A 19,117-nucleotide genomic window follows, 5' to 3' on the forward strand; every position below is an offset into this window, starting at 1 on the left:
AGGAAAATAAAGGAGTATCTTAATGGTGAATAAAAGCCACACGCTAAATTTTGGATGGAATTTAATAGCACATAAAGATTATAAACTTTTCTCTAATCAAAATGAATATGTTTTAATGGATTGGGATGGGGACGTTGTCTTATGTGTTTCTGTTCAAGACCATGAGATTGAAATCCTTCGTAGTAATTGGAATCTTCATTTTAAAGTAAATTTAGCTTTTAAAACAATCAAGGTGTTTAATGAGCCTGATGAAGAAGAATGAACCAGTAAATTTTTAAAAGAAGAATAACGGAAATCTTAAAAGAGATAAAGCTTCGATTTATAATCGAAGCTTTATCTCTTTTATATGCGAATAAAATAAATCATTAAACAGATTTCGTAACCAAGGGTTCTAAAATAAACATATCGATTACCTTTGCTATACCATCGTTGTTATTTGTATCAGTTACGTAATCTGCAAGCTGCTTTACATCATCTGGCGCATTGCCCATAGCAACTCCAAGGCCAGCAAATTCAATCATGGCAACATCGTTATAACTATCACCTATTGCAATCACTTCTTCTCTAGAGATACCAAGTTTTTCAATAAGTATCGCTAAGCTTGTCCCTTTAGTAACACCTAATTCAGTAAATTCAAGGAAGTATGGCTTAGAGCGCATGACACTTAAATCATTAGCCAATTCTTTTTGTAGTCTTGCTTCTACCTCTTTAAGATAATTTTCTTCTTTCACCATTAATACTTTTACAACAGGAGAAGAAACGGTCTGCTTAAAATCCGCAACTGTTTTTATCGGCAAGCCTGTAAGTTTTCCTTCGATTTCAGTAAAAGGATTATTTTCTTGCGTAATAATTTCGTCATTCATATAAGTATGAATCCAAATGTTTTCTCTCTGGCTCAAATCAAATAGCTGGTGAACAGTTTCGGGAGAAAGTGTACTGCTGAATAATTCTTCGTTTGTTTGACAGTTAGTTATTTTTGCTCCATTGAATGAAAGAATAAAACTGCCATATTCCGCAAGTCTTAATTCTTTTGCCGCGTCCAGCATTGCATATGTTGGTCTTCCAGAAGCGAGAACTACTTTTACACCTTTTTCTTGTGCAAGCATTAAAGCAGTTTTGGTTGCTTCTGAAATAATATGGTCATCTGTTAATAAAGTATCATCCATATCTAATACGATCATTTTATAGCTCATCTGTATTTCCCCTTTCATAACCTCTTTACAGAATACATGAAAATAGAGAAATAGCCAATATCAAATTGGTGATAAAAGAGCGAAACAAAACTTCGAATTTCACCTTTTTATGTTTATAAATTTCTCTAGTGGGAAGTAATTAAATACAGTTACTAATTAGGAGTTAAATAAAAAAATAAAATGGAATAAATTACCTCAAAAAAGTATTTGAATTATCAGAATATTACTGCTATACTATAAAAAAGAACAAGGGGTTGATTCAAATGGAAAAATATTTATTAAATGCACCAAAACAGTCTGTAGGAAATGTTGTGGATTCTTTATTTGCAGAAATGGTATTGGAAAAGGCCCTTTATGACTTTCAAAAAGCTGCACTAAAAAAACAAATCGATGAAACATTAATTGCTGGTGACAAAGAATTATTTTATCGTTTAACAAAAGAATTAAATCAATTAACTGCAAAATAACTACCGTAAAATATATAATATACTCATATTCGCTATCCTTGAGGAGAAAAACCTCGCTATATTTCTGAGAAGAAATTCAAGCGAGGTTTTCGCCTGAAAAAGGATAGTTTTTTTATTCCATTACCTAATTTCAGAACAAATAAAAACTGCTGATAAACAATATGTTTATCAGCAGTTTAAGGGACACTTAAGTGTGTCCTACGTATTGAGGCAATAAACTACGCTCCACATAGCGCAATAACGTTCATTGACTTATTCAATATAGCTCATCGCTTGATAAATATATCACATATAAATGATGCTGACAAGCTTTTTAAAAGAATAGTAGTTTTATTGTCCAATTGAGCATACGGACTGCATTGTTTTCCGAAAAATTAGCATTGCTTTTGAACATGTTAAAAAACTGCCAATGGAGCTTATTAATTGTCACAAAACTAAATTAGATATTGATCGTCATTCCAAAATAGAAGAAAGAGTAGTATTAGTCTTTTCTGCTTTACATAAAAGCATTCTGCTATGTATCATTATTGCATATACATAAAATCTCTTCTATTTTAAACAAAATGATAAGACTTTTATAAATAAGGGTAAAATAGAAACAGAAAGAATGGGAGGAAGTTTATGCAAACATATAAAACAAGGGAAGAAGTTGCTGATTGTGAAAAATGGAATTTACGTGATATATACGAATCAGAGGCTGCGTGGGATAACGATTTAGAAGCGGTAAAAGAAAAAATAACGACTCTTTCAGGATTCAACGGAAAAATTACAAACGGAACAACCTTATTAGCATATCTAACATTATCAGAGAAAGTTAGTTATTTATATAGGAAAGTCTACGCATATGGCATGCTTCTTTTAGACCTAGATACACGGAATACACATGCTCAAAGTCTTATTGAAAAAGCTCGGTTAGTAGGCCAAAAATATAGTAGTGCCACTGCCTTTTTTATGCCATATTTATTATCCTTAGATGAGCAGGAATTGAATACTTACATACAAGAAGAAGAGGGCTTAGCGTATTTTGAAAAAGATCTCTTGGAATCTTTCCGCTATAAAAAACATGTATTAAGCAAAGAGAAAGAAGAGGTACTATCTGAACTTGGAGAATCGTTATCTGTTCCTAGTAATGTGTTCGGTATGATAAATAATGCAGATATAACCTTTGGGGAAGTAACAACTGATAATGGTGAAAAGATTGAATTAACAAGAGGAATGTATGCAAAAAGAATAGAAGATGAGGACCGAGATGTTAGAAAAGAAGCTTATTTGGCGTATTATAAGCCATATATTGGTCTTAAGAACACAATTGCTGCGACCTTTAGCGCCGCCGTTAAAAACAATGTAAAAACAGCAAAACTTCGAAATTATCCTTCTGCTTTAGAAAAAAGTTTATTTGGTGATCAAGTACCTGTTGAGGTTTACGATAATTTAATTAGTACGACGAGAAAAAATTTACCTTATATGGATGACTATATGAATTTTCGTAAGAAACGGCTGCAACTTGATGAACTTCATGCTTATGACTTAAGCGTTCCACTAGTTGGCGAGGCCGCTAAAGAAGAGATCAGCTATGATGATGCTTTTCAGATTATGCTGGAGGCGCTGAAGCCTCTTGGTGAAGAATATTTAAGTGTGTTAAAAACATTTAAAGAAAAACGATATATAGATGTACGTGAAACTCCTGGGAAACGTTCAGGTGCTTACAATTTAGGCTTATATGGCGTCCATCCGTATATTTTACTGAACCATCGAGATGATTTAGATAGCTTATTCACCTTAGCTCACGAATGCGGACATGGTATGCACTCTTATTTTAGTAGTAAGCATCAGCCGCAAATAAGTGCAGGATATAGTATTTTTGTTGCGGAAGTAGCATCTACTGTTAATGAAGTCTTATTAATTCGTCATTTGTTAAAAACAGAAGATGACGAAACAAAACGCGAGCATTTATTGCATCATTTTATTGATAGCTTTAAAGGAACCTTCTTTACACAAGTTATGTTTGGTGAGTTTGAAAAAGCGGTTCATGAACAAGCAGAAAAAGGGTTGCCACTGTCTTTGGATTTTTTCAATCAAACCTATGAAGAATTATTTAAAGCATACAATGGCAGTGCTTTAGTAATAGACGAACAAGTGAAATATGGATGGGCAAGAATTCCGCATTTCTATCGTCCATTTTATGTATATAAATATGCGACTGGCTTTGCTTCTGCGATTAATATTGCTGATAAACTTCTCGAAGGAAAGAAAGAAGATGTAGAGAACTATTTAGAGTTTTTAAAAAGCGGAAGTTCGGATTATCCTCTTGAACTTCTAAAGAAAACCGGTGTCGATTTGACCAGTCCTGAACCAATTAATCATGCATTAACAATTTTTCATTCTTTAGTGAAGGAAGTATTAAAAAAATAAAAAAGTTTTCACAAAAAAATAAGGGTCCATTGCCTTTTGCAAAGGTGTGGCCCTTATTGCTTCTTTGTTACTGATATTTTTCTAGAATCGTGAAAAAGTCGATGATAAATCGACGAAATGTTTGTACAGATGGTGGCAATTCTCGATTACTTGGTACGATGATACCAACTGTACGACTAATAATTGGATCCTCAATAGGAACCTTCACTGTAAATTTGGGAACAGTATCATAAAATGTACTCTCTGGAAGAAGAGTTACACCCATTCCTGCGGAAACTAACCCTTTGATTGCATCTAAATCCTCCCCCTCAGCATTAATATTAGGTAAAAATCCTTCTTGTTTACATGCATCAATCGCGATTTTTTGCAATATATATCCTTCGGGAAATAAAACAAATTCATCATTTCGCAGATCCCGTAAGCGTAGTGATTTTCTTTCACTCAAAATATGATTGCTTGGTAATAGTGCGAAGATTTTCTCTGTAAATAGAATATTTCCTGTTAATAAGAAGTCATCTGTTGGTACAGGTCCTAAAAATGCTAAATCTATATCTCTATTTTTTACACCTTCGGTTAAAAAGTGATAAGAGCCTTGCCTTAATTGAAACTTTACATGTGGATGCTTTTCTTTAAATGCTGATATGACAGTAGGCAGTAAGTGGCTTGCAAGACTAGTTGGAAAGCCAATTTTAATCGAACCTCTTTCTGGGTCCAGATAGGCATTAACTTGTTCTACAGCTCGATCAACTGATTTCAGGATTGATTGGGAGTGGGTTAAAAAAATTTTTCCAATTGGAGTTAATTTAACATTTCTTCCTTCTCGTTCAAATAATTGAACACCTAATTCATCCTCCAAATTTGCAATTTGACGACTAACAGCAGATTGAGCAACATGAAGATGCTCAGCAGCTTCTGAGACGTGCTCTCTTTCAGCTACTTCAATAAAGTATTTTAGTTGTCTAAGTTCCATTTTTACCGACCTTCTTTATAATAATCTCTTTTTTAGATTAGTTCTATCTAAATGATATATTGTACATATGAATTTGTATAGTATAATTAAATTATCTGAATAAAAAAATTTGTTAGAAAATCTGACAGGGGTGGTTGAAATGACGTACAACCAAATGGAAAAGGCACAGGGCTTATATAGACCGGAATTTGAACATGATGCATGTGGAATCGGACTGTACGCTCATATAAAAGGGGAAGCGACGCATGACATTGTGAAAAAAGGTTTAAGTATGCTTTGTAAATTGGATCATCGCGGCGGTCAAGGGAGCGATCCTTTAACAGGAGACGGAGCTGGATTAATGGTTCAAATACCTGATACCTTTTTTCGAAAAGAACTTAAGGAATTCAATCTTCCCGAAAGCGGAAAATACGCAGTAGGAATGATCTTTTTTTCTAAAGATGATCCTCACAGAGAAATAATCGAAGCAAAAATTAACGAATATATTAAAGAAATGGGTCAAGAACTTATTGGCTGGAGAACTGCACCAACAGATTTCAGAAAAATCGGAAAAGTCGCACAAGAAAGTTGTCCGATTGTCCGCCAAGTATTCATTCAATCAAGCATAGAAAACAAAGATAAATTAGCTTTTGAGCGAAAATTATATATTATCCGTAAACTTGCTGAAAATTGGGGAAGAGCAGAAGAAAAAGAATTTTATTTCGCAAGTTTGTCATCTAGCACCATTGTTTATAAAGGACTTCTCACATCAGACCAAGTCGAAAGCTTTTATTTAGATGTGCAGGATCCGGCTTTTGTATCCGCGTTTGCTATTGTTCATTCCCGCTTTAGCACAAATACTTTTCCTAGCTGGGAAAGAGCACATCCAAACCGTTACTTAATTCATAACGGAGAAATTAATACTTTACGAGGAAATTTCAACTGGATGAAAGCAAGAGAGCAGCAATTTGTATCAGAAGTTTTTGGAGAGGATTTGCAAAAGGTACTGCCGATATTAGATGCAAATGGTAGTGATTCTTCTGTATTCGATAATGCACTTGAATTCTTTATCCTCTCTGGACGCACACCTGCTCATGCAGCTATGATGATGATCCCAGAGCCTTGGACTGAGAATCCCCATATTTCAAAGGCGAAAAGAGATTTTTATGAATATCATAGTAGCTTAATGGAACCATGGGATGGCCCTATGGCAATCACTTTTACGGACGGTAAACAAATCGGTGCTATATTGGATCGTAATGGTTTGCGTCCAGCAAGATATTATGTAACGAAAGATAATTATATTGTTTTTTCTTCAGAAGTGGGAGTTGTTCCAGTCGAAGAAGAGAATATTCTTTATAAAGAGCGTTTAAGTCCTGGGAAAATGCTATTAATTGATCTTGAAGAAGGTCGTATTGTTTCAGACGAGGAATTAAAAAATACCATTGCTTCGGCACATCCTTATGATGAGTGGTTAGATGAAGTTATTCGACTAGAGGAGAATGTAGAAGAAAAAGCAGAAGACTTTACGGATTTACTTGCAAGGCAGAAAGCATTTGGCTATACGTATGAAGATGTCCAAAAAAATCTACTTCCAGTTGTTTTGGAGGGCAAAGACCCGATTGGATCGATGGGAAATGATACGCCGCTTGCTGTCTTGTCTAATAAGCCGCAATCTTTATTTAATTATTTTAAACAGCTATTTGCACAAGTAACTAATCCGCCAATTGATGCTATTCGGGAACATTTGGTTACATCTACTTTAACTTGGTTAGGTGCTGAAGGTGATTTGTTACATCCTGATGCAAGTAATTGTCATAGAATCCAATTGAAAACACCAATATTATCAAATAGTGATGTAGAACAATTACGATCTCATACATTTACTGAATTTACAGCCCGAACACTAGATAGTTTGTTTACAGATGATTTAGAAAGCAGTTTAAATCAGCTCATGCAAAAGGCAGAAGAAGCAATTGCACAAGGTGTGTCCTTGCTTATTCTTTCAGACCGTGCAATGAAACGAGAAGAAAAAGCGATTCCCGTTTTATTAGCTGTCAGTGCTTTACATCAGGATTTAATTAAAAAAGGTCTGCGGACGAAAGCAAGTATTATCGTAGAATCTGGTGAAGTAAGAGAGGTTCATCATTTTGCAAGTTTAATAGGCTTTGGAGCCGATGCAATTAATCCCTATTTAGTATACGCAACCTACAATCAAGCAATCAAAGATGGGATGCTGTCCCTTTCCTATGAAGAGGCGGTAACAAGATATAATACAGTCATTACAGAAGGTGTTGTAAAAGTAATGTCTAAAATGGGTATATCTACTGTCCAAAGCTACCGAGGAGCTCAAATTTTTGAAGCTGTCGGTATCGGCGAAGAAGTTATCGACCGTTATTTTACTGGTACTGTTTCACAGCTTGGCGGTATTGGATTAGATATAATTGCCGAAGAAGCAACGAAAAGACATGAATGGGGTTATCAAGATGGGATGGACGAAACATTAGATTCGGGGAGCGATTTTCAATGGAGAAAAGGCGGGGAACATCACGCTTTTAATCCGAAAACAATCCACACCTTACAATGGGCATGCCGCAAAGGAGATTATTCCTTATTTAAACAGTTTTCTGAGGCTGCAAATGAAGAAAGCATGAGTTTTTTACGAAATTTATTTGCGTTTGATTCAGCACGACAGCCTATCGATATGAAGGAAGTGGAATCAGTAGAATCTATCGTAAAACGATTTAAGACTGGTGCAATGTCCTTCGGTTCTTTAAGTAAAGAAGCACATGAAACATTAGCAATTGCCATGAATAGATTAGGTGCCAGCAGTAACAGCGGGGAAGGCGGAGAAGATCCTTCTCGATATATGATAGATGAAAATGGCGATAACAGAAGAAGTAATATTAAGCAGATAGCTTCTGGACGTTTTGGGGTTAAGAGCCATTATTTAATAAACGCAAAAGAATTGCAAATTAAAATGGCTCAAGGAGCAAAGCCCGGTGAAGGAGGTCAATTGCCAGGGAATAAAGTATATCCGTGGGTTGCTGAAGTTCGCGGTTCTACACCAGGCGTTGGATTAATTTCCCCACCCCCGCATCACGATATTTATTCTATCGAGGATTTAGCTCAGCTCATTCATGACCTGAAAAACGCCAATAGAGACGCACGTATTTCAGTAAAATTAGTTTCAAAAGGCGGAATTGGTACCATCGCTGCTGGTGTTGCAAAGGGTGCTGCCGATGTAATTGTTGTAAGTGGATACGATGGAGGTACAGGGGCTTCACCGAAAACAAGTATTAAACACACTGGGCTTCCGTGGGAATTAGGTTTAGCAGAAGCGCATCAAACGTTGATGCTAAATGGTTTACGAAATCGTGTTGTTTTAGAAACAGATGGTAAACTGATGACAGGAAAAGACGTAGTACTTGCAGCCCTTATGGGAGCCGAAGAATTCGGCTTTGCTACAGCACCACTTATTGTAATGGGATGTGTGATGATGCGAGCTTGTCATTTGGATACATGCCCAGTGGGGATCGCTACCCAAAATCCAGAATTACGCTATAAATTTGCTGGAGATCCAGATCATATTGTCCATTTCATGCGTTTTGTTGCAGAAGAAGTACGTGAACTAATGGCACAATTAGGATTCCGCACAATAGAAGAAATGGTTGGAAGAACAGATGTATTAAAGGTAAGTGAACAGGCGCAATCGCATTGGAAAGCAAAAGATTTAAACTTATCGAAACTATTGTATCAAGTCGATGGACCAAGAACATTCGAAACACCACAAAACCATAAAATTGATGAAAGTTTAGATATTCAAAAAATACTTCCAGCAGTTCAAAAAGCTATTGTCAATAAAGAAGCGCTCCACTTGCATTATACTATCCAAAATACTAATCGTGTAACAGGTACAATTGTTGGCAGTGAAGTATCAAAATTATATGGAGAGGAAGGACTTCCTGACAATACAATCAATTTACATTTCACAGGTTCAGCGGGTCAAAGCTTTGGTGCTTTTATTCCCAAAGGCATGAGCATGTACTTAACAGGTGATGCAAACGACTATATTGGCAAAGGGCTTTCTGGAGGAAGAATTGTGGCAAAGGCACCAGCAGACAATTCATTTATTGCGCAAGATAATGTTATTATCGGAAATGTTGCATTTTACGGTGCTACAAGTGGGGAAGCGTTTATTAACGGAAAAGCAGGAGAAAGATTTGCGGTTCGTAACAGTGGAGCGAGTGTTGTAGTAGAGGGTATCGGTGATCATGGCTTAGAATATATGACTGGCGGAGAAGTCATTATTTTAGGTGATGTCGGAAAAAACTTTGCTGCAGGTATGTCAGGTGGAGTTGCCTATGTTTTATCGAAAGACGCGGACAAATTTAAAGCAATGTGTAATAAAGAAATGATAATCTTTGAACAATTAGAAGAACAAGCAGAAATAGAGAGAATAAAAGGGCTTATTAAAAAGCACATTGAATTAACAGGTAGTTTAGCAGGTCAACAAGTACTTGCTAATTGGGATAAATACGTTCAACAGTTTGTCAAAGTTATTCCAAAAGATTACAAACGAATGATCGCCAACATTCAAAAGGGACTTGAAAATGGTTTATCGGAAGAAGATGCCGCAATGGAAGCTTTTGCGAATAATTCCAAACAAGACAAAAAAAAACAAGCAAATAAAATTAGCGTATTAGTGCAGTAGAAAGGAGAGAACAGAATGGGAAAAGCAACTGGATTTATCGAATATAATCGGGAGGAAGCGGAAGAAAGAAATCCGCTTTCCCGTCTAAAAGATTTCAAGAAATATTCTGCTCCTTTCTCTGATGATGTACTTCAAAGACAAGGGGCAAGATGTATGGACTGTGCAACACCATTCTGTCATATCGGGATGGAAATTGCGGGAAGTACATCCGGCTGTCCAATCCATAACTTAATCCCTGAATGGAACGATTTAGTTTATAGAGGAAGATGGAAAGAGGCATTAGATCGTTTATTGAAAACAAATAATTTCCCTGAATTCACTGGTAGTGCTTGTCCAGCTCCTTGTGAAGGTTCCTGTACTGTAGCGATTTCAGATCCTGCTGTGGCGATTAAAAATATCGAACGGACTATTATTGATAAAGGATTTGAACAGGGCTGGATCCAGCCGCGGATACCGGCAAAGAGAACAGGGAAAAAAGTAGCCGTTATTGGTTCAGGACCAGCAGGGCTAGCTAGTGCAGATCAGTTAAATCAAGCAGGGCATTCCGTAACTGTGTATGAACGTGCAGATAGACCAGGCGGATTATTAATGTATGGGATACCTAACATGAAAATTGAAAAAAAAGATGTGGAAAGAAGAGTGAAACTACTTACACAAGAAGGTATTGATTTTATTACTAATACAGAAGTAGGGAAAGATATAACAGCTTCAGAATTAAGAGAACAGTATGATGCTGTTATTCTATGTACTGGCGCGCAGAAACAAAGAGATTTAGTAATGGAAGGCAGAGATGCTGAAGGTGTGCATTTTGCCATGGACTATCTATCTGGTGTAACCAAAAGTTTACTAGATTCCAATTTTCAAGATAAAAACTTCATTGATGCTGCTGGAAAAGATGTGATCGTCATCGGTGGCGGCGATACAGGTGCAGATTGTGTAGCAACTGCATTACGTCAGAACTGTAAAAGTGTAGTTCAATTTGGGAAGCATCCAAAGCTTGGGATAATGCGTTCAAGTGAAAATATGTGGCCAGCAGCGCCTAATGTATTCACATTAGAATATGCTTACGAAGAAGCTGAACAAAAGTTTGGTGAAGATCCAAGACAATATGGTATTCAAACAAAAAGAATGGTAAAAGATAGCGACGGAAAGCTAAAAGAGCTTCATACTGTTTCGATGGAAAAAATAAAGCAAGCAGACGGAACGTTTATTTTCAGAGAAATTCCTGGTACGGAAAAAGTATGGCCAGCACAGTTAGTATTTATTGCAATCGGCTTTGAAGGTCCAGAACAACCAGTACTGAAACATTTTGGACTAGAAACAACAAGTCGTAAAGTTGCTGCGGTATATGGCGATTTCACAACGAATTTGGAAGGTGTATTTGCTGCTGGTGATGCACGCAGAGGGCAAAGCTTAATCGTATGGGCAATTAACGAAGGCAGAGAAGTTGCCAGAAAAGTTGATGAATACTTAATGGGAACCTCGATTTTACCCACTGTAAATGCATAAAACGAGAAAAAAGATGTGATTAATGAGATATCACATCTTTTTTCTATATCCGTTAATATCTAACCTATAAAATCTCTTTTACAAAGGAAGAAAATTTTACGCATTCAAAATATTAATAAAATTCCAAATAAACGCTTTCCTTAAAACAATTAATAATCAACTTATAATCTAAGCCATTTAGCTATTTCAAGTGTTTTTTATTATCATTTTACAAAAAATATAATATAATAGGAAAAATACTTTTTTAAACGGATTAATACGGGTAGGATAAAGCAAATAAAGTTTATCAGACACTCTCTCAATATCGAGTGTTATTGTATATAAAGAAAGGAAGTGTCGGAGATGAGAGACGTTAAACTTCTCGATATATATAATCATCATATTGCACAAAAATATATTACACGTTCAGGTTTAGCTCATGCTCTGGCAGTTGCTTATCATGCTTTTGAAATGGCAAAAGAATCAAATGTCGATGTCGATAATGCAGCTAAAGCCGGATTTTTACATGATATGGGACACTATACATGGTATAAAGATGGAAAATGGGATTATAAATTATATAGACAAAATGACATTCATCCAATAAAAGGGGCAGAAAGAGCACATAAATTATTAATCCGTTTAGGAGAAAATCCAATTAAAGCAAAAGAAATAGCTTTAGCCGTTCTTTTCCATACAGATAGTTTCATTCCTGGTGGTTCCGTGATTTTAACCCCCTTACAAAAAATTGTTAAACTAGCTGATGAAAAGGACGAGGAGCCTGGGGGACATCATCACTATCGTACGATAACAAAGGAACGGGCAATAAAGAGTTTAGAACGATTAGATGCAAAAATTGATGAATATATAGAACAACAAACGAAGAATAGCAAAGAACTAGAAGGATAGAACTGGATTTCCCTGTTTCTATTCTTCTTTTCTTTTAAATGCTATAATAGAAAAATCGACTTTTTTAGAAAAGGAATTAAAGGGGAAAATGACAAACATTATCACTACCATTAAACAATGGCAGCAAGCACTACAAATCGAGATCAATCATTTAAAAAAATACGGGCAATCGAAAGTTGCTTTATATAATGGAATTCTCCTAAACACAGAAAATGACTTTACGTATTATTTTGAAAGCATCAGCAATCTAAAGGTTCCAATTGGATCAAATGTAATGATCCACTGGGGAAGTCAGGCTGTAAGGGGGAGAGTATTGTCGGCAGATGGCAAGAGCCTTCTTATTATTTTGGAAAAGGAGATTGGGGAGGATGTCTCAGAAGCATATTTATCCCATGATCCTTGGGAGCTATTAGAACAGCTGCAAATCCGTTTTGATACTATTAAAAAAAATAAACGTAAGCTTAGTAGAATCGTTAAATTAATGCAACCTAGTGAAGAAACAAAGCACCCAAGTGAGCAACTGAAAAATCATGTTCATGAGCTCTCTTTAAGATGCAAATATAACCCCGTCTCCTTTGTGTGGGGGCCGCCTGGAACAGGCAAAACATATACATTAGCTAGAGTTGCTCTACAACGTTATTGGAAAGGTAAGAGGATTTTACTCTTAGCACAAAGTAACCAGGCTGTAGATGTTCTACTCACGGAAATAACGACAACGATTAAAGAAAAGGACCGATTTAAAATAGGGGATATCCTTCGCTATGGGGGAAATAGCAATAATGCATCACTTGAACAAGAAAAAATTACAACAAGTTCCTTATTAGATAAAAAGGATATGGATCTTGCCAAGCAAAAACAGTATTTTTTTGAAGAAAAACTAAAACTTAAACAAGACCTTTCTTATTCGTTTACAACAAGAGATTCTGCTCAGTTATTAGAGATGGAAGAGAAATTAGCAAATGTGATGGAAAAAATCAGAAAAAGGGAACTGCAATTTGTACAAAAAGCAAAAATTGTTGGCACGACAATAGTAAAAGCTGCCACAGATCCAGCCATCTATGAAGATGAATACGATTTAGTAATAGTAGATGAGGCGAGCATGGCATATATTCCACAAGTCGCTTTTTCTGCATCACTAGCAAAAAGAATCATTATTTGTGGAGATTTTAAACAGTTACCTCCTATCGCAACTAGCCGTCATGCTTTAGTAGATAAATGGTTAAGAGAAGACGTATTCCACGCGACAGGCGTTGCCAAAACGGTTCATAGTTCATCGCTTCATCCTCAGCTTTTGTTATTAAACGAACAAAGAAGGATGCATCCAAGCATCTCTCAATTTACCAATAAATATATCTATCATTCCCTTGTAGGAGATCATAAGAGGGTGGAAAGAAACAGAAAAGCAATCGCAGAAAAACTACCTTTCCAAGGAGATGCCAATATTTTATTAGATTCAAGTCAATTTGGCGCATATGCCACCTTTGAGAGAGCTTCGAAGTCCCGTATGAATTATATCCATCTATTATTAGCTCTGCAAGTTATAAATGAGGCTTTAAGTGAAAAAGGAACAACGAGTATCGGCTATGTTACTCCATATCGAGCGCAGGCAGAAATAATGGAAGCAATGGCAGCAGAATTTTTCCCGGAAGCCATCATGGAAAAACGACTAATTGTGGCTACAGTTCATCGTTTTCAAGGAAGCGAAAGAGATATAATCATCTTTGATAGTGTAGAAGGACAGGCATTTTTAAAGCCTGGAATGCTTTTAACTGGTAAAGAAAGCGGTCGGTTAATAAATGTGGCGATCAGCAGGGCAAAAGGAAAATTTATTCATATAGCAAACAGGAACTATATAAAAACAAAAATAGATAGGAAGAAAACGATCCGACAGCTTGTCAATCATCAAGAAAGTTTTAATAAAGTGGTAACCAACCAACAAATTGGCGAGTGGATTCAAAAGAAGAATCCTAAGCTATTTTGGACGCACGCACAAAGAGTAGAATTACTAGAAAAAGATATCAAACGATCCAACCATACAATAATAGCCTCTTTTCCAAAACAGAACGAGATATTAAAACAACAATGGAAACAGCTTCTTAATAGAGGGAGTATAGGTTCAGCTCCTGGTATACCGTTTCCTTTCATTATTATTGATGAAAAAGTTATTTGGTTTGGTTTGCCGTCCGAATTAGTGAATGGCAGTACTCCACCGTCACTAGCAGTGCGTATACATTCTCCTTATTTAGCTAGTTATCTATTAAAATATATATCATGAACAAAAAGCATTATCCGAAGATTTGGGATAATGCTCTTTCTTTAGCTATTATCAGTTATTCATTGTACAAATAAAAACGTTTTCGTTAAAATAGGAAAGAATCCATACAGAGGAGATGATGTTATTTGAGTAGAAAACAAAGAGGTGGTATAGTATTTTTCTTGAGTTTAGTCCTTCTTTTACTACTGTCAGGCTGTGGCACAACGAAAAGTGAGCCATCAAATGAAGAAAATACAACACAAGCAAAAGTGATTTCACCAGACGACTATCCTATTGTAACGATTACGATGGAAGATAATTCGACCATTACATTAGAACTTTATCCTGATAAAGCCCCTAATACAGTCAATAATTTCGTATCATTAGTGAATAAAGGTTTTTATGATGGATTAATTTTTCATCGGATTATTCCTGATTTTATGATCCAAGGCGGCGATCCCAATGGGAATGGAACAGGCGGGCCAGGCTATTCGATTAAAGGAGAATTTTCAGAGAATGGGTTTGAAAATGACTTAAAGCATGAAAGAGGCGTAATTAGCATGGCAAGGTCTCAACTGCCTGATTCTGCTGGGTCACAATTCTTCATTATGGTTGCAGACGCCCCTCATTTGGATGGAGAATACGCTCCGTTCGGGAAAGTGATAGAAGGCATGGATGTCGTCGATAAAATAGTCTCTTCAAAAAGAGATAAGAATGACAAACCAGTAGAAGAGATAAAAATGAAACAAGTTACTGTAGATACAAAAGGTATCGATTATGAAGAACCAAAGAAAATAAAAGAATAATGGATAAAAGGAACGTAATATTTTCTTTCTTTCCGAAAAGATGATATGATAAAAGCTGATTTTGAAATAAGGAGATGTTGATCATGGCAACTAAAGGATACATATTAATGCAAAATGGTGAAAAAATTGAATTCGAATTATATCCAAACGAAGCTCCTGGAACAGTAGCTAACTTTGTGGAACTTATTAAAAAAGGTTTCTATAATGGTTTAACATTCCACCGTGTAATTCCTGGTTTCGTCAGCCAAGGCGGCGACCCAAATGGAAATGGAACAGGAGGACCTGGATACACAATCAAATGTGAAACAGAAGGAAACCCTCACAAACATGTGGAAGGAGCTCTTTCTATGGCACACGCTGGCCGTGATACAGGCGGAAGCCAATTCTTTATCGTACATGAGCCACAACCGCATTTAGATGGTGTTCATACAGTATTTGGACAAGTTACGTCCGGTATTGCTGCTGTAAAAGCAATGAAAAATGGCGATGTTATGGAAAAAGTGGAAATCACTGAAGAATAAATACAACAAGGCAGGCTGAGAAATTGGCTTGCTTTTTTATATGAATGGTTGGTGATTAGAATGTACAAAGATAAAGTTGTCATTGTAACTGGGGCTAGTAATGGTATTGGCAAAGCAATTGCAAAAGCTTATTTGCAAGAAGATGCCTATGTTATCCTAGCTGATATAGATGAAGAGCAAGGAAAACATGTACTTGATTCTATAGAGCAAAAAGAGAGAGCAATTTTTATAAAAACCGATGTTCGAAACGAAGCAGATATCATTCAAATGGTTGAGACAACACAAGCGAAATTTGGAAAGATTGATATCTTAATTAATAACGCCGGTAAAGGCATTTTTAAATCATTTTACGATTTAACGATAGAAGAATGGGATGATGTGATAAATACGAATCTCCGCAGCGTGTTTCTTTGTTCAAGAGAAGTCGCAAAAATCATGCGAACTCAAGGCGCAAAAGGGTCGATTATTAACATGTCATCTAGCAGAGCCTATATGTCGGAACCTAATACAGAAAGCTATAGTGCTAGCAAAGGTGGAATTATGGCTATTACTCATGCTTTGGCAAATAGTTTAGCTGATGCACATATAACAGTTAACAGCATATCACCAGGCTGGATCGAAACGAAAGATTATGAAAATCTGCGAGAAAGCGATCATGAACAGCATCTATCACAAAGAGTAGGTAAACCTGAGGATATTGCGAGAGCATGTCTTTTCCTCACAAATCCGCAAAATGATTTTATTACAGGAACGAATCTTATGGTAGACGGTGGTATGACAGTAAAAATGATTTATGAAGAATAATAGAAGGTATTTTTTCTTCTTTCCTTTATTACAGTTGCTATCTGAAAATGATAGGAGTATAATAGCTTCCATATGATTACATATAATAATGGAGGCTCATTAAGTGGACGTTTTACATCAGATATTATCAACCTATGCTTCATTTTTTGATTGGAAGATGTGGGCAGAAGTATTAACAGATCCAGTATCATGGGGATTAATCGGATCGTTAGTCATTTTAGAAGGCTTATTATCAGCAGATAATGCGCTCGTATTAGCAGTAATGGTAAAACATTTACCGCCAGATAAACAAAAAAAAGCATTGACATATGGTTTATTCGGAGCCTATTTTTTCCGTTTCTTCTTTATTGGAATTGGTGTTTACTTAATCCATTTTACCTGGATAAAAGTAATTGGAGCAGCATACTTAGCATGGATTGTAATTAAGCATTTCTGGCTTGGTGAGGAAGATGAAGATGCCTCAGCGATGAAGAAAGACAGTTGGACAATAAGATTGTTCGGCGTATTCTGGGCAACTGTTATCTCCGTAGAATTAATGGATTTAGCCTTTTCGGTTGACAGCATATTAGCATCTTTGGCTGTTTCAAATGAAATCTGGATTCTACTGATTGGTGGAATGCTCGGTATTTTAATGATGAGAACTGTTGCCAAATTATTCTTAGTTCTCATTGAAAAAGTTCCAGAATTAGAGAATACCGCCTTTGTATTAATTGGGATAATCGCGGTAAAGATGTTTGCTAGCATTTTTGGATATGAATTAGATCACTATGTATTTTTTGGGATTCTAATTGCTGCGTTTATTATCACATTTATCATTCATTTTATTAACAAAAATAAAAAGGTTTCTGAAGAAGTTGCTTCTTCAAAAGAAAAATAAATGTATTTTGCCTGTTCCGTTTGTGGACAGGTTTTTTTTATTTAATTATTTCGTATACTTATTAGCATAGGATGAAGCAACAAATGAATCAGGCTTAATTTTTGGTTCGATACCTATTGACTCCATTCTTGCTACCATTTCATTGACAAATTCTCTTGTTTTATTTCTTCTGCCTGCTCCAATATCTATATGTCCCTCTATCGAGAAAGTTGCTCCTTGATAAACAAAGGGGAGGACAACATCAATTAGTTGGTTTTTCCTATCCTCTGTGAACAGACTAACTACCTCTTCTGTAAGTGTTGTCTCATAGGAGATTTTCTCATGAAGTCTTAGAATCTTCCTTGGTATGATCACTTTTCTAATACATGCCCAAGCACCTTTTCCTTTATTCATAATGACTATTCCTGTAATAAACTTCGTATGTTTGGAATGCACTTGTGAATCTGTACCAATCATTAATTGATAATTTCCCGAAGGACTTCTAGACATAAAAGCAAGGATACGCTGAAAAACGATATCAAAGGTCATATTTTTCTCTTGTAAGTTTTGAAAAGTCATTTCCATATGCCTGTCTAACTCCACAAAGAATCCCTCCGTATAAACGTTATTTCCACCACTTTTATAACATTGTATGATAATCAAATGGATTTATCCCTGTAACTAAATTTGTATTATCGTATACAAAGAATACTGAATTGGTGTAAAAAATGGTCTTTATTTAGATGAACATAATAATGAGTTTTATAATAAAAAATGGAATTAAACTGAAACTTAATTTCTTCTTATCCGTCTAATCATTAACAAAACGCAGGAGGAAAAAAATGAAAAAATTTCTAATTATATTTAATTGGTCGTTATTATTTCTATTATTATTAACTGGATGCTCACAAAATTCCGAAGATAAAGCAGCTGATAGCAGAGATTATGAAAAGGCTGATTCCAATGTCATCGATGCCCAGAATGAAATAGGAGAACTACCCGCAACAGATAGTAAAACGGTAAAAGAAAATAACGGTCAAGCAATTAGTAATAATGACCGATTAGTTATTTATAATGGGAATCTATCCTTAAAGGTGAAAGACTATCACAACGTAGAGAAGCATATCCAATCAAAAGCAGCAGAGCTAGGCGGGTATATAGTGGAATCATCCATTCATGATAGTGGTACTGATTATATAAACGGAACTATTATCGTAAAAATACCTCAAAAGCATTTCCAAACTTACCTAAACGATATCGAAAAGAAAAGTATAAAGGTTACAGAGAAGAGTATCACCGGCAACGATGTGACTGAAGAATATGTGGATTTGCAATCACGGCTAAAAGCTAAGGAAGCAGTGGAAAAAAGGCTACTAGCTTTAATGGAACAAGCAGAAAAAACAGAAGACCTTCTTAAAATTTCAAATGATCTTGCAACTGTGCAGGCAGAAAAAGAACAAATATTAGGTAGAATGAAATACTTAAAAAATAACGTAGACTATTCGACTGTCACGATCCAACTGGAAGAAGAGTTAGTAAAAGTGGGTTCTATTCAAGATAAAGAGTCTTTAAATACATGGGAAAAAGCAAAAAGTCAATTCGTGAGCACGATTAACGGGTTAATTTCCTTCCTTTCAAGTGTCATCGTGATGATTGTTGGATTATCACCAATTTTAATTCCTGTTGTAGTTATTGTAATAGCTTGGATTATATATAGAAAAAAGAAAAACAGGTCAGAGTAATT

Annotated in this window: 15 protein-coding genes; 12 read left to right on the forward strand and 3 right to left on the reverse strand. The window is 35.8% G+C overall.

All coding sequences use genetic code 11. The annotated features are described in order from the left end of the window. Nucleotides 1–22: 22 nt before the first annotated feature. Nucleotides 23–262, forward strand: coding sequence for a hypothetical protein (locus tag NiCM35_RS04535; RefSeq protein ID WP_047943433.1), 240 nt, complete (start codon nucleotides 23–25; stop codon nucleotides 260–262). A 103-nt stretch (nucleotides 263–365) separates the two neighbouring features. On the opposite strand, the gene NiCM35_RS04540 is transcribed toward NiCM35_RS04535, so the two are convergent. Continuing rightward, a complete protein-coding gene (locus tag NiCM35_RS04540; RefSeq protein WP_095328779.1) occupies nucleotides 366–1,193 on the reverse strand; it encodes a Cof-type HAD-IIB family hydrolase in 828 nt (275 codons plus the stop codon). A gap of 263 nt (nucleotides 1,194–1,456) precedes the next feature. On the opposite strand from NiCM35_RS04540, the gene NiCM35_RS04545 reads away from it, so the two are divergent. Both NiCM35_RS04545 and pepF read left to right on the forward strand, forming a co-directional pair. Beyond that, complete coding sequence (locus tag NiCM35_RS04545; protein WP_095328780.1) at nucleotides 1,457–1,660, forward strand: IDEAL domain-containing protein; 204 nt, start codon at nucleotides 1,457–1,459, stop codon at nucleotides 1,658–1,660. 621 nt (nucleotides 1,661–2,281) lie between these two features. Next, the gene (gene pepF / locus NiCM35_RS04550; protein ID WP_095328782.1) at nucleotides 2,282–4,072 is read left to right on the forward strand and encodes an oligoendopeptidase F; all 1,791 of its coding nucleotides are present in this window, start codon (nucleotides 2,282–2,284) and stop codon (nucleotides 4,070–4,072) included. A 67-nt stretch (nucleotides 4,073–4,139) separates the two neighbouring features. Here pepF and gltC read toward each other — a convergent pair whose 3' ends face one another. After that, nucleotides 4,140–5,042, reverse strand: a complete 903-nt coding sequence (gene gltC / locus NiCM35_RS04555; RefSeq protein WP_095328783.1) for a glutamate biosynthesis transcriptional regulator GltC — start codon at nucleotides 5,040–5,042, stop codon at nucleotides 4,140–4,142. Nucleotides 5,043–5,181: 139 nt separating this feature from the next. Here gltC and gltB point away from each other — a divergent pair, with 139 nt between their 5' ends. The 8 genes from gltB (at nucleotide 5,182) to NiCM35_RS04595 (ending at nucleotide 17,394) form a co-directional block, all read left to right on the forward strand. Then, nucleotides 5,182–9,735, forward strand: a complete 4,554-nt coding sequence (gltB, locus tag NiCM35_RS04560; RefSeq protein WP_095328784.1) for a glutamate synthase large subunit — start codon at nucleotides 5,182–5,184, stop codon at nucleotides 9,733–9,735. Nucleotides 9,736–9,750: 15 nt separating this feature from the next. Continuing rightward, nucleotides 9,751–11,244, forward strand: coding sequence for a glutamate synthase small subunit (gltD, locus tag NiCM35_RS04565; RefSeq protein WP_095328785.1), 1,494 nt, complete (start codon nucleotides 9,751–9,753; stop codon nucleotides 11,242–11,244). A 342-nt stretch (nucleotides 11,245–11,586) separates the two neighbouring features. After that, nucleotides 11,587–12,132: an HD domain-containing protein gene (locus NiCM35_RS04570; protein ID WP_095257302.1), complete on the forward strand. Its 546-nt coding sequence runs from the start codon at nucleotides 11,587–11,589 to the stop codon at nucleotides 12,130–12,132. Between the two features lie 88 nt (nucleotides 12,133–12,220). Then, nucleotides 12,221–14,407: an AAA domain-containing protein gene (locus tag NiCM35_RS04575; protein WP_123257684.1), complete on the forward strand. Its 2,187-nt coding sequence runs from the start codon at nucleotides 12,221–12,223 to the stop codon at nucleotides 14,405–14,407. A 125-nt stretch (nucleotides 14,408–14,532) separates the two neighbouring features. Next, on the forward strand, nucleotides 14,533–15,192 hold the full coding sequence (locus NiCM35_RS04580) for a peptidylprolyl isomerase (protein WP_123257685.1): 660 nt from the start codon (nucleotides 14,533–14,535) through the stop codon (nucleotides 15,190–15,192). Between the two features lie 83 nt (nucleotides 15,193–15,275). Beyond that, complete coding sequence (locus tag NiCM35_RS04585; protein WP_047943443.1) at nucleotides 15,276–15,713, forward strand: peptidylprolyl isomerase; 438 nt, start codon at nucleotides 15,276–15,278, stop codon at nucleotides 15,711–15,713. A 60-nt stretch (nucleotides 15,714–15,773) separates the two neighbouring features. Continuing rightward, nucleotides 15,774–16,517, forward strand: coding sequence for an SDR family NAD(P)-dependent oxidoreductase (locus tag NiCM35_RS04590; protein WP_095328787.1), 744 nt, complete (start codon nucleotides 15,774–15,776; stop codon nucleotides 16,515–16,517). A gap of 103 nt (nucleotides 16,518–16,620) precedes the next feature. Continuing rightward, nucleotides 16,621–17,394 carry a TerC family protein gene (locus NiCM35_RS04595; RefSeq protein ID WP_095328788.1) on the forward strand — a complete coding sequence of 258 codons (774 nt, stop codon included), beginning with the start codon at nucleotides 16,621–16,623 and terminating at the stop codon, nucleotides 17,392–17,394. Between the two features lie 45 nt (nucleotides 17,395–17,439). Here the strand turns inward: NiCM35_RS04595 and NiCM35_RS04600 are convergent, their stop codons facing one another. Next, a complete protein-coding gene (locus NiCM35_RS04600) occupies nucleotides 17,440–17,958 on the reverse strand; it encodes a ribonuclease H-like YkuK family protein (RefSeq protein WP_123259121.1) in 519 nt (172 codons plus the stop codon). 257 nt (nucleotides 17,959–18,215) lie between these two features. On the opposite strand from NiCM35_RS04600, the gene NiCM35_RS04605 reads away from it, so the two are divergent. Further along, entirely contained in the window at nucleotides 18,216–19,115 is a 900-nt protein-coding gene (locus NiCM35_RS04605; RefSeq protein ID WP_123257686.1) for a DUF4349 domain-containing protein, read from the forward strand. Nucleotides 19,116–19,117 lie beyond the last annotated feature (2 nt).

Origin of the sequence: Niallia sp. M35 (assembly GCF_050971705.1) — a bacterium.
Taxonomy (GTDB): Bacteria; Bacillota; Bacilli; order Bacillales; family Cytobacillaceae; genus Niallia; species Niallia circulans_A.